At 51.8% G+C, this 278-nt stretch carries 1 protein-coding gene; it reads right to left on the reverse strand.

Annotated elements, in window-relative coordinates; all coding sequences use genetic code 11:
• The coding region (locus AB9F29_RS22580) for an NAD(P)-binding domain-containing protein (RefSeq protein WP_369757338.1) at positions 1 to 196 on the reverse strand (196 nt) is incomplete at its 3' end.
• Positions 197 to 278: the final 82 nt, after the last annotated feature.

A 278-nucleotide genomic window follows, 5' to 3' on the forward strand; every position in this document is an offset into this window, starting at 1 on the left:
GCATGACAATATCGCTCGCCTGTGCGACTTCTTTGGCGTTGGCAGCCTCAGTTGCGCCACGTGCGATGGCCGCGTCCAAATAGGTGCGGTCGGTATTACCCAAAATGGTAAGCGCATACCCTTGGTCCTGCAGGCGTCCAACCATTGCGCCGCCCATGAGGCCAAGGCCGATAAATCCAATTGATGGTTTGCTAATATGAGTATCCTTTCAGAAACTTTTTGGTGTGCTCGAAAGTTTACGATGCACGTTAGGAAATTCCGATATCGCAGGTTGCCGT

Origin of the sequence: Falsihalocynthiibacter sp. S25ZX9, from assembly GCF_041205405.1 — a bacterium.
GTDB lineage: Bacteria > Pseudomonadota > Alphaproteobacteria > Rhodobacterales > Rhodobacteraceae > Falsihalocynthiibacter > Falsihalocynthiibacter arcticus.